The following is a 12,413-nucleotide window of genomic DNA, read 5'->3' as shown; positions in this document are numbered from 1 at the left end:
TTACTCTACCTCGCCTTTAAATTCGCCCTCTTCGGCAAATAAACGCACGTGCGTGATCTCTGCTTTGTCTGCCAGCTTGTTCAATAGCTCAAGAGACACAGGCGGCAACAACTGCCCTTCGATAATCGCCTCAAGCATACGGGCGCCATTCTCACTACGCGTGGCCCGTTTTAAGATCTCTTCAATCAGGCTATCGTCAACGTCCACCGTCGCGCCATAGCGTTGCGAAAAGGTGTTTTCCAAGTGCGTGAGCTTCCCACGAACAATTTCTGCCAATACGTCTCGCTCAAGCGGCACATAAGGCACCACTTCCATCCGCGCGAGCAACGCTGGTTTGAAGAATGCAGCAAGCTCTGGATACAAAGCATCATCGATCGCATCCGGTTGATGCGCATGGTCGACGATAGTTTGATAGCCTAGGTTCGACGTTAGGAAGAACACGGTGTTTTGGCAGTCGATCATGCGGCCTTCGCCATCGGCCAGCTCACCTTTATCAAACGCTTGATAGAAGATGTTCAGCACTTCTGGGTGAGCTTTTTCCACTTCATCCAGCAAGACCACTGAATACGGCATTTTGCGAATGGCCTCTGTCAAGACACCACCTTCACCGTATCCGACATACCCTGGGGGCGAACCAATCAGTCGAGAGACGGTGTGTTTTTCTTGGTACTCGGACATATTGATGGTGGTTAAGAATTGTTTACCGCCATACAGCTGTTGAGCCAATTGAACCACTGTCTCTGTCTTGCCCACACCACTTGGGCCCACGAGTAGAAATGCGCCTTTGGGGCGTCCAGATCGTCTCAAATCAGCACGTGCGGTTAGCAAATGACGATGTACACGCTCTATCGCGATATCTTGCCCTTTAATCGCCTGACCCAGCAGCGTTGTCAGGTTTGTGATTTTGTAGAGCTCATCGCTGTTCATTTGATCGATAGGCACACCCGTCCAATCCGAGATAACTTCTGCCACCTGTTCGGCGTCGACGTGAGGGTGCATCAAGCGCTGATCATGCGGAATAGCGTTCAATGCATCGTATTTGTCTGCCAATGTCTTTGCTAACGCGTCACGGTCTTGCTCTTGTGACACTTCATCACCTTGCCCTTCATTGAGCTCAGCTGACAGTGGCGGGGTTAACAATGTCGCGCGTAGATCAATGATTTCCTCAACCAATAAACGCTGCTCGTCCCAGCGTGCTTGCAGTGCATGCTTCTCGGCTTCGTCCGCTTGCTCTTGAGTTTCTAATTCGTCTAAGCGAACCTGATCGACAGGTTGACCAATAAATTGTGCGCGCTTCAACATCTCGATTTCTTGCTGACGCTGATGGCAAAGTGTCTCCAATAGCGCTAAACGCTTAGGAGGCGTCGTCAGATTAATCGCGATACGCGCACAAGCGGTGTCGAGCACGTCAATCGCTTTATCAGGTAGCTGACGTCCAGACAAATACCGTGCAGACAGCTCGGCAGCCGCTTTGAGCGCATCATCAGCAATCAACACACCGTGCGCTTTTTCGTACACACTGCCAAGCCCTCGCATGATATCAACGGCCTGGTCAACAGATGGCTCCTCAAGCTTCACCAATTGAAAACGACGAGTCAGCGCTGGATCTTTCTCGAAATATTTTTTGTATTCTTTCCAAGTCGTTGCGGCAATGGTACTTAACTCACCACGCGCTAAGGCTGGCTTGAGCAAGTTGGCGGCATCACTACCACCCTCTTGGTTGCCGGATCCAATGAGTGTATGCGCTTCATCGATAAACAAAATGATAGGGTTGGGAGCACTTTTTATCCCATCAATAACGCCCTTCAAGCGCTTCTCAAATTCGCCCTTAACCGATGCACCGGCTTGCAGCAAACCTAAATCCAGACAGAAAAGCTCAACGTTTTGCAAACGATCAGGCACATTGCCAGCGGCAATACGAAGAGCCAGTCCTTCAACCATTGCGCTTTTACCTACCCCGGCGTCACCAACCACGATCGGGTTGTTTTTACGGCGGCGACAAAGAATATCAACCATCAGGTTGAGCTCTTCTTCTCGACAAAGCACAGGATCAAGTTCGCCATTTTTAGCTTGCGCGGTAATATTTGAGCAATATTTGTAAAGCGGTGACTCGCTTCCTTCCATCGATGGCGCTTTTGATCCTTTTTTATTGCCACTTTCCACAGCGGTTTCAGCAGAATCCGCGACAATGGCGTCAAAGTGCGTTTTTAGGCTCTCACGGTTAATGCTCGCTAATAACTTGGATGCCGAACGCGACAAATAGCGATCGACACGATTCAACACCGCAAAAAAGACGCTTCCCGACCGCAATTCTGATTGGTTTAGCTCTGTGGTTGATAGCAACCACGCTTCTTGAAGGACTTCAACCAATAGCGGCGAAAACGCAGGGTAAGTGTCAAGTGTGGTATCACGCTCATAATTACCCGCCAGCGCTTGCTTTAACTGGTCAGTATCAATATTGGCTTGCTTGGCAATAAGGCGAACGTCAGACAGGGGGTTGTCGAGCAATACTTCAATAAAATGCTCAACCAACACCTCAGGATGATGACGCTCAATACACAGAGAAGCCGCTTGTTCTAGCGCCAGCTTACTTTGCTCATTCAGCTTCGAGATAAGCGTAGATAATTCAATTCGAATCACGGGGACACCTAGTTCTAATCAATGTAATATTATTTGGCTTACAACAACTGATTCAGTTGGTTGAGCACGTTTTCAGATTTCTCGTGGAGAAAGTATGAGTAACCGGCAAAAATACCGGCCCAAAGGACGATAAATCCCACAAATACAGACCAAAGCGGCATTTGTCGGCTCAGCGTATAACGAGTGCTCACAACATGATCACTCGCCTCACCTAATTGCTTCGGCTGCCTTTCATCACCTAGCAATTGATCGTGCAGTCTTTTAATCACTTTCTCGCGTTGAGCACTTCCACCGTCAATGACGCGGTACTTACCCTCAAAGCCCAAACACAAGCAGTGATAAATAAAAACTAACAGTGGTCGGTACCTATCTGGTTCACTTTCCAAGCGACCTAAAATGGTAAATACTTTCTCACCCCCCCATGTTTCATTGTGAAAACGTGAAAGCATCGAGTGTTCAGCCCAACAAGTGGAAGCACCCCATGCCGTCCCCATCACAGCTTCGTCGAGGAATGTGCACAAGATATAGCGATATGCCATCAGTACGGCATGCTCATACCCTTGTTCGGAAAGCTCGATTTCAATCGCTTTTATTTCTTCAATGGTCTGGTGGTAGATTTGTTCAATATTCTCACAGCTTGAAAGTGAACGAACACGCAGAGCAAGGCCAAACAGAGGCGTTGCTGCATCCACCAGCGCATTGGGGTTATGCCCACGTAGCTGAAACCAGTAATCTTGGTCGTGATTAATTTTCTCAACGTCATCAAAAAGAAGATCGTTAAACACACTTTCGTCAGTCGCAGCCATAATCAATCTCTTATTGCCCAGAATTGAATGTCAAGGTCTTCAAACGCCGCCGCGACGTGGAATGCAAAGCCACTGGAGTTTGCCAGCATCGACCAAGCCGCACTTTCTTTATCCAACTGGTAATAGGTGTAACCCGCGTGATATGGCAGTTGGCGTGGTGCAACAGGCAGCGGGATCAGTGGGATACCAGGGAGTTGTAAAGAGATCAGCTCACGGATTTTCTCAACAGAAGACACCTTGGTTTGCTGAGTAAATAAGCGTCGTAGCTCGTCGAGTGGCATCCGCGCTTTCACCGCCACAATGAACTCTGCAGAGTCCATAAGTTGCGGATCTTGAATCGGCGCAACCATAAGCCCGTAATTGCGTTTGTCCAGCTGAATGGAGACTGCACGCGGCTCCAACACCACGCTGAGACTTTGACGCAAGAAGCGAATAACCGGCCAGAACGCGTCACCCGGCATATCATGGTTATAAGCAGGCATGGCAGGCGCTAATCGGCTTTCATCGGTAAAGGTTGCCAATTCTCCACAAATTGACGATAAACACTCATACAGGCGTTCAGGGTGCAAGCTGCCTAACGATGCAAGGTGTTTCATTTGCGGATAAAGGCGGTTTAGCGAGTGCAATAACATAAAGTCTGATACATCCGCGACACCGCCTTGAGAAGGGGAGCTAATACGTTGAGCGATGTTTTTGGCGCGTTCCTGCATCAATCCGGCCATTTCGTTGATAAAGCGGTGCAATGTTGCATTGCCCGCCACATTGAAATGACAAGGAATAAAGTCTTGATCCAGAACCACACTGCCGTCGGGACGCTTTTCAGAAATACGCGCGATAGGGATCGCCGCATAAGCGCTGCGATCTTCTTTCTCCAGCATCAACTGCAAGTGCACTGGTGACACATCTAACGTGGTCGTATCGCCCTGAATACTTTGCACATCACGCACATCAATACGACGACTTTCATAGCGACCTGAACCTTTTTCTTCTGGCCAGTTCACTTCCATTATCGATTCACTGCGCAACGGAATCGCGAGGTAAACCAGTTGGTTAGAAAGCGAGCCATCTTCGATTTCAAGTGCATCAGGCATCACATCTTCTTGTGGAATGCGAAAGGTTGTGCCGTCTGGCATCACACCCACGGCGCGTTCTATCGCAATACGACCAAACGCTAAATACTCTGGATTCAGTGATAGCTCAGAAATACCATATAAGTACTTGCTTACCGAAGTCAGTCGCTCCTCCAATAAGTACTCACTGTACCGCTGATGCTGCTGAAAATGCTGTGGCTTAATAAAGAGCCCTTCGCTCCATATCACCCGATTACGTGCAAACATTAACTTTATTCAACCTTTTCTAACTTCACGTCATAATCTTGGAATAACATGAGCAAGTGATATTCCCGGCCTTTATTCAATACCTTGACGGCTTTTTTCCATTCACCCAGATTCGGCTCTGAAAAATGCGCCATCACACCGATATAATTGGTATCTTCATCAATCTCGAACGCGTTGACGAATTTAAACTGGCCCGGTGTGAGCACATAGTCGTAGTTATTTATAAAGTTACTACTGAGTGCATCTTCATAATCAGCGCGGAGCTGATCGAACCCAGCCGACATGAACATGGAATCATCTTCCAATTCGAACACTTGTACCTCGATCGATGCCGGGTCCCCCGCAATATTCGGGTTTACACCTTCGTCACTGACAAGGCTAAATGTAACGGTGGTTGGCTGCTCTTCAGGTTTATATTCATCTGAAGAACTGCATGCGGTTAATAACAAGAACACACACACAATGCTGAGCTTCTTAAACATAATTAGCCCTCCAGCTGTTTTTCACGAATACGCTTGTCGTATACTTGCTCGAAAATTTCCCAAAACAGCTTGGAGAAACCTTGCTGACGGTTAGACGTTAACTCTTTGTAGTAATTACAATACATTTCCCACGCCCACGCAGACTCACCTTCCTCATGTGCATCGGTATTACGTCGGCAGTGTTGAAAGCGGCGTAATAGCACGTCCGGTGAAAAAGCGTTCAAGATTTGATCTAGTGCTTCCGCAATCGCATCTTGAGTCGCTTCATTATGATCTCTGACGTTTTTCAGGCTTTCAGCAATCGCTGCCGGTGCAGACAGATGAACGAGGCTTTTATCCGCGTCATACATGGTGCGAACCGTTTCCTCGTATGAAAGCCCTAAGCGTAACGGGTTATCTTCAATCGGTTGCAAGTTGCGGTTCATGGTACCAAAACGCCCTTCTGCCGCTTGCTCGTGCAGTGCAAGTAGTCCTTTTAAGCACGCTTGCAAAGACTGCCCCATCTCCTGAGAGAGGAAGTGCATACGTTGAACGTCTTGTTCATTGGTGACACGCACTCCCAGCCCTTCCAACATGGGCCCGGTCAATAAATGCTGACCATGCCCACCTTCTTCTCTCGAAGAGGGTGCATCACTATTCAAACTTTTCGCCACTTCTTGTTCGAGAAGTCCTAATTCTTTTTCATCCATTGGCTTCGTCTCACTGTCTGTCAATTTCGATGGAGTCTGTGGTGCCGTTTCAACTCGAGGCGCACTCTGTACTGTCTCGTCTGAGTGATAACGACTATCGCGTTGCTTTTTTTGGCCGAACCCAAAAATACGTTTTAACCTCACCGAGGCCGACATCACATCTTCGCTATCCGCTTGCGGTGTAAAAGAAGGTCGTTTTTCGACTAGGTTTTTTTTCGAGACGAGGCTATCTGTCTCTGTGTCTTGCGCTGATGGACCATCATCCAGCAACCAATTTGCTCCCTGAGAGGATGACTTCGCTTCTAGCTCCACGAGGGGATCAATAGGCGCAGAGGCATCTTCTAGCTCGGGTTCTACATCAACGGGTTCATTGGCGTGAGCCAGTAAATCGGTATGATTGCTGTCAAAAAGCGTATCAATATGGCCCGTATCAACGTCACCCTCTTCGCCCGTCAGCACACGCACTTGGTAAGGGCCAATTTGCATTTCATCTTTGTGTGCCAATCGTGCAAGCTGTCCTTTTCCTAACGGCATCTCTGTTCCGTTAACAAACGTTTGTCCACACTCATCACGGACACAAAAAGCGCCATCAACCACCAAGATTTCACAATGCACGTCATGAACACGCGCCATTCGATCTTTCAATCGCCAGCTCGCCATTGCAGACGATCCAATGGTGCCACCCGTCTCAACAAAGCGAATCTGTGCCGACAACCCAGACTCTAGGGTTTGCGCGTTCGCGACCACGAGTGTTATGCCGTTTTGATGTTGAGAGACCATGTTTATTGCCTTACCTGAATGAGTACACGCTTGTCTTGCAAGTCTTTCCCAAGGAAAGACGTCCATCCCAGCGCAACCTGTTTTCCTAATTGAAGCGCGGGCGTTTCTTCGTCTGTCATCGACAGCTCTATGTCGAACGCCATTTGCTCACGTAAAATGAACTCAACTAATTTGCACAGTGGCTGATACTCTTTACCCACAGGCAGAAAGTCGTTAAAGCGCTCTCGGGTCAGGTTTTTGATGCAAATAACAAACTTGCCATTGCAATCAAAGACCGACTCGCCAATCACGGTGTCCTCGCCTAAGCGCCCGTTCATGCACCCAAGAGACATTTGCTGCTCCTTGGCTATTTTCACTTTGCGAGTCACCCATTGGCGGATTTCAACCTGTTCAAGGTCAAAACAATGCGCAATGATGCCGGAAACCACAGTTGGCGAACGACTTCTCCCCGCTAGCGTGCCGGCATAGGCCAACATTTTGCACCAGTTGATTGGGGTCTCACCCCTTAACTGGGGATCTCCTAACCCAACAAGCGCGAAGAGCTGCGCAGAGAACTGATCTTCTGCACCTGGCTGAAACCTCACGTAATAACGATATTTACGCCAGATCCGGTATACCAACGCGATTAGCCGATTATTAAAAAAGTCCAAAAATGGTCTTTTAATACCGCCAGGCTCTTCATGGAGAAGCTGCTCGGTAATAAATGCCGGCAATGGTGATTGCGAACCTGCTAGCCCTAAAAAGTTCGTTAACATCACCGTGTGATCGTTAACCTGATCAAGCGATGATATATCTGACGCAGCAAATCCAAGACTGGGATTAGCGCTAAACACCAGCTGACACTCGCGCTCCCACTCTTCTTCCTCAGGGTTCAACCCTTTATGCTTTTGTAAAAGCTCAACAAGTTGGAAGAAGCTATACACTCGCGCATCTTGAACAAGATCAGCCGCACTAGGTGCCAACTCCTCTAGATGAGTGGTTGCATCCCGACTCTCGTCTGCCATGTATAGGTCTCGTTATTCGTTGTGTTGATAACGGTAAGCTCATGAAAAGAATTAATACTCGCGTATAACGAGAAAAAGTGGCTGAGCACCGTTCCAAATAAATATAAATCGCCTTCCGAGCCAAAGCCGTCTTGATTGAGATAAATCGTGGACTGCAAGCCTCGAACCGGCATGCCACGTAATAACTTATCCATGGGCTTGGATTTAATATCTTCAATCGCGTCTAGGCGTTTCTTACCCACTCGCTCTGCTTGACGATCCACCAACGCACGAAAATCATAAGCGGTTAATACACAGCTCAATGCGTCTTTTGACAGGAGCGACAAGTAATTCAACGATAAATTAGAAATCAACATCCATAGCAAGCTGCCATCCAGCACAGGCCTCAATGCTTGCGTTGGGATTGTAATGTTTTCGAACTCTGCAAATGGCGGTGAACTGTCCGTTGGATAGCAAATATCTCCGACACCTAAGTCCAATGGAAGTTGACGATTTGTGCAGGTCAGCTTAATTGACACCGCCTCATCGACATCGACGGATGCTGACTCATCCCCGCGAATAAACGAGATAAAAGAATCAAAACCATCCCCGCGAATGCTGTTTTTTACCCGTGAGCGGTAATAAAGGGTTTCTCGATTACGCACCCGCTCTACTTCATGTTGAAAGCTCTCAAACGGGGTATAAACCCGCTTTTGACCACGTACCGGTTTACCATCAATGACTTTGTCTTGCCGACCCGTGACACTATCAATACTGAACACTTCATAATGGGCTGGCTTACCGCTTGATGGAATAACTTTGTATTCAGTGCTCTTTCCGGTGAGATCGATCGGGTCTGCGTCATGATCAAACAAGTTAATGACGGGGGTGCAATATAGCTGAAAGCTCTCTGATCTCACTCTGACATCTGACGGCAACGTTTTAGACAAATGTAACTGCACCGTAAACTGGCCGTAGACATTGTTCGGTATTGCCTTATCTAAGCCGCTAATATCAAAGAAATGAAACGCTTCAGGAAATGACAAATATTCCTGTAGGACACGATAACCGTCATACACATTTTGTGGATATGGCAATAGACCATCGCCAGGATTAAATCCAACCGATGAAAACGCATCTCTTGGTAGCGAGAACTCAGTGCCATCGACGTGTACCGTGAGTTTTTCGAGATGATGACTCAGCCACAAATAGATCATTTGTGCGCTATATTTATCACCACCAATGTAAAAACGCAGCGTGTTGATGTTGGCATCTCGTACCGACATATCACCGTCTAAGGTCATTTGCAGCTGAATTGTCGTCGCTTCACGTGTGTGTTCAGCGTGAACGTTAGAACAATACAGCGGGTACAACTCAACCTCTCGGCAAGTTTGAAAGCGACACTGGGTTTCCATAACAGGCTTACTGTCAAGCTCCGTCCCCTTAGCAACAACTTGCTTTTCGCTCAAACTCCCTTCTGGCTTAAATTGCGCGATACACATACTCGGCACTGGGCGTAAATAGTTAGGCCAGAGCATATTGATAATCGAGTGAGTCAGCTCAGGAAAATCATCATCAACTTTTTCGCGCAGCTTGCCGGTTAAAAACGCAAATCCCTCCAACAAACGCTCTACATCTGGGTCTGTATGTCGACCATGTAAAAAGCGTGCGAGCTGGGGGTGCAGTTCAGTAAAGGCTTTACCTTGCTCTTTTAAAAACGCGAGCTCTTCTCGAAAATACTTGTCTTGCGTCATGCGGTTTACAACACTCGATATTGGCGGTTCTGGTCTAAAAGCAAGCTAAGTTGAACTTTCTCGTGGAGCGCTTCGCTATTCACGGTGGCAACAATGTTGAATCGCAGCATAAGTGGCGAGTGCGGATCAAAATCTGATGTCACCAAAATATTGGTTAGCCTAGGCTCATATCTTTCCAAACATCCTTTAATGGCTAACTTGACCCTCAGCGACAGATCTAAGCTTTCGAGTGTCGCGTCGTTAAAATCGATCAGCCCCAAGCCAGGCGAGCTTTGCGCACCACCAATACGCGTATTCAACACATTAGCGATATTACGTTTTATCGATCTCACTACGTCTGGACTGCTCGGCCCCTGAGTAATTGAAACAGGCTTAGCATCGGCTTCTAGACGCTCCAAGAAGCCGACACCAAATGCACTGTCTTCTAGCGCAACGTATGACATGATTACTGATCAAGCCTACCAACAAGAGACAGCTCAAAGTTCGCACCCATATACTTAAAGTGAGGACGAACAGCTAGCGACACCTGATACCAACCAGGGTTCCCTTCCACATCGCTTACTTCAATTTTGGCAGCACGAAGTGGTCGACGGCTACGCACGTCTGCTGGTGGGTTCTCTTGGTCAGCAACATATTGCTTCAGCCAGGTGTTTAGCTCGCGCTCAAGGTCTTGGCGCTCTTTCCAAGAGCCAATTTGCTCACGTTGTAGCACCTTGATGTAGTGCGCTAGACGATTAATAATCATCATGTAAGGAAGCTGTGTACCAAGCTTGTAGTTCGTCTCTGCTTCTTTACCTTCTTTGGTATTTGGGAATACCTTAGGCTTCTGAATGGAGTTAGCAGAGAAGAACGCCGCATTGTCACTGCCTTTGCGCATTGTCAGACCAATAAAGCCTTCTTCCGCAAGTTCGAACTCTTTGCGATCGGTGATCAAGACTTCGGTTGGGATCTTGGTCTGTAGGGCACCCATTGATTCATAAACGTGAACAGGCAGATCTTCTACTGCACCGCCGCTCTGTGGACCAATGATGTTCGGACACCAGCGATACTTGGCGAAGCTATCCGTCAGGCGTGTTGCAAATGCAAACGCGGTGTTACCCCAAAGATAATGCTCATGATCTTGACTGACGTTTTCGTGGTAAACGAAAGACTTGATCGGGTTCTCCGTTGGATCGTAAGGCACACGTAATAGGAAGCGTGGCGCGGCCAGGCCAAGATAGCGTGCATCTTCAGACTCACGTAATGAGCGCCATTTCGTGTATTTAGGGCTCTCAAAGATAGATTTAACATCTTTGATGTTTGGAAGCTCCTCAAACGACTCAATGCCAAAGAACTCTGGCCCGACGCTTGAAATAAATGGCGCATGTGCCATGGCGCCCAGCGCACCCATATATTGCAGCAGCTTCATATCTGGGGTTGATGGCGTAAAGGCATAGTTACCAATAATGGCGCCTGTTGGCTCACCACCAAATTGACCATAACCTGACGAGTATACGTGCTTATACAGGCCTGATTGTGTTGTTTCTGGCGCGAATTCAAAGTCGTCTAGCAACTCTTCTTTGGTAACGTGCAAGATGTCAACTTTGTTGTTCTCGCGGAAGTCAGTACGGTCGACAAACAATTTAAGCCCACGCCACGCTGATTCCATTTCTTGGAAAGACGTGTCGTGCAAAATTTCGTCCATTTGAGCACTGATCTTTTTATCAAGCTCAACGAGCATCTGATCGACAAGAGACTTATTCACAGGCTCTTGTGTTTGATCATTACCCACGAGGTTTTCAATAAAGGCTGCAACGCCTTTTTTGGCGACATCATAGCCCTCTTCGCTAGGCTCAATACGCGTTTGCGCCATGATCTCGTCAAGTAAGCCACCTTCTTTTACTTCAGGAGACTCTACGACTGATTCACTTGTAGACATGTTTCTATTTCCTAAGACTTAATTAACTACTAATTTGAATCAATTACTCTTTCGGAGCATCATCATCGCCACCGACGATATTTAGCTCAGCAAGCAACTTTTCACGAGACTCCTCAGAATTAAGCAGCTCCTGCAAACGATCGCGGAAAGCAGGAATGTTGCCTAGAGGACCTTTCAATGCAACCAAAGCTTCACGAAGCTCAATCAGCTTTTTGAGCTCAGGAACTTGGTCAGCAACCGAGTCTGGCGCAAAATCACTCATGGATTTAAAAGACAGCTCGACAGGCAATTCTGCATCTTCATCGTCGACAAGTTGATTTTTTACCGTGGTGGACAGACGCAAATTGCTCTCGCGCATCACATCTTCAAAATTGTTTTTATCTACAGAAACTGTTGCACGGTCTTCAACGGGCGTCTCTTCTGTATGCCCCTTAAAATCACCAACAACCAAGGTTTTTAGCGGGAGCTCCACTTCTGCTTGCTGGTCACCCGTCGCGGGGACGTACTTGATATTAATGCGCTCTTTAGGCGCTACGCTTCCTTCTTTGGACACTTTGAACCCTCGATACCTTCACCAAAATGACAGCACAGCCAGGAGTGACCCTGTCACGCTGAACTGCGTTAACATCTTAAAAACATCAATGACTCGCTGTGCTGCTATCACTGACGGTGCGCCAGCATACATAACGAAAAATTAGACATTAATTAAAATTGCACAAATTTGGAGCAATGCCTCATTTTTATTTTTTATTGGCAAAAAGGTACGGTTTTCTGACATTTTGACAATTCCATGACATGGGTAGGTGTAAATAATACGTTAGTGAGCAATAGCTCTAGAATAAGGGTAAATACCCTTTTTTATTTACGGGAATATAATTAAACAACCTCTAGTGTCATTAAGAAATATCTTATTACCTTTAGGTATTTAGCTTCACATAATGAGAATAATGGGAAGGTAGTGGGCTAGCAGATACCTAGCCATCTGACCTCCTCCATATTCATCCACCTCGACACTTTAGTGATG

At 47.3% G+C, this 12,413-nt stretch carries 10 protein-coding genes; all 10 read right to left on the bottom strand.

Going from position 1 to position 12,413, the window contains the following annotated elements; all coding sequences use genetic code 11:
* The 10 genes from tssH to tssB are packed head-to-tail and all read right to left on the bottom strand — an operon-like array spanning nucleotide 1 to nucleotide 11,942.
* A complete protein-coding gene (gene tssH / locus BZG20_RS13525; RefSeq protein ID WP_077579350.1) occupies nucleotides 1-2,640 on the bottom strand; it encodes a type VI secretion system ATPase TssH in 2,640 nt (879 codons plus the stop codon).
* Between the two features lie 38 nt (nucleotides 2,641-2,678).
* Nucleotides 2,679-3,446 (bottom strand): type IVB secretion system protein IcmH/DotU, encoded by a 768-nt coding sequence (icmH, locus tag BZG20_RS13520; protein WP_077579349.1) that lies wholly within the window; start codon nucleotides 3,444-3,446, stop codon nucleotides 2,679-2,681.
* Between the two features lie 2 nt (nucleotides 3,447-3,448).
* Nucleotides 3,449-4,783 (bottom strand): type VI secretion system baseplate subunit TssK, encoded by a 1,335-nt coding sequence (gene tssK, locus BZG20_RS13515; protein WP_077579348.1) that lies wholly within the window; start codon nucleotides 4,781-4,783, stop codon nucleotides 3,449-3,451.
* A 5-nt stretch (nucleotides 4,784-4,788) separates the two neighbouring features.
* On the bottom strand, nucleotides 4,789-5,265 hold the full coding sequence (gene tssJ, locus BZG20_RS13510; RefSeq protein ID WP_077579347.1) for a type VI secretion system lipoprotein TssJ: 477 nt from the start codon (nucleotides 5,263-5,265) through the stop codon (nucleotides 4,789-4,791).
* A 2-nt stretch (nucleotides 5,266-5,267) separates the two neighbouring features.
* Nucleotides 5,268-6,734, bottom strand: coding sequence for a type VI secretion system-associated FHA domain protein TagH (gene tagH / locus BZG20_RS13505; protein ID WP_077579346.1), 1,467 nt, complete (start codon nucleotides 6,732-6,734; stop codon nucleotides 5,268-5,270).
* Between the two features lie 2 nt (nucleotides 6,735-6,736).
* Nucleotides 6,737-7,738 carry a type VI secretion system baseplate subunit TssG gene (gene tssG / locus BZG20_RS13500; protein ID WP_077579345.1) on the bottom strand — a complete coding sequence of 334 codons (1,002 nt, stop codon included), beginning with the start codon at nucleotides 7,736-7,738 and terminating at the stop codon, nucleotides 6,737-6,739.
* The gene (gene tssF, locus BZG20_RS13495) at nucleotides 7,702-9,471 is read right to left on the bottom strand and encodes a type VI secretion system baseplate subunit TssF (protein ID WP_077579344.1); all 1,770 of its coding nucleotides are present in this window, start codon (nucleotides 9,469-9,471) and stop codon (nucleotides 7,702-7,704) included. Before tssF ends, tssG begins: the two co-directional genes overlap by 37 nt.
* 5 nt (nucleotides 9,472-9,476) lie before the next feature.
* Complete coding sequence (gene tssE, locus BZG20_RS13490; RefSeq protein ID WP_077579343.1) at nucleotides 9,477-9,914, bottom strand: type VI secretion system baseplate subunit TssE; 438 nt, start codon at nucleotides 9,912-9,914, stop codon at nucleotides 9,477-9,479.
* Between the two features lie 2 nt (nucleotides 9,915-9,916).
* Entirely contained in the window at nucleotides 9,917-11,389 is a 1,473-nt protein-coding gene (gene tssC, locus BZG20_RS13485) for a type VI secretion system contractile sheath large subunit (protein WP_077457793.1), read from the bottom strand.
* Nucleotides 11,390-11,432: 43 nt separating this feature from the next.
* Complete coding sequence (tssB, locus tag BZG20_RS13480) at nucleotides 11,433-11,942, bottom strand: type VI secretion system contractile sheath small subunit (protein ID WP_077579342.1); 510 nt, start codon at nucleotides 11,940-11,942, stop codon at nucleotides 11,433-11,435.
* Between the last annotated feature and the right edge of the window lie 471 nt (nucleotides 11,943-12,413).

It is taken from the genome of Salinivibrio sp. IB868 (assembly GCF_001995655.1).
Classification (GTDB): Bacteria; Pseudomonadota; Gammaproteobacteria; order Enterobacterales; family Vibrionaceae; genus Salinivibrio; species Salinivibrio siamensis.
Note: the sequence above shows the minus strand (reverse complement) of the source record. Positions and strands in the feature narration are given on the sequence as shown.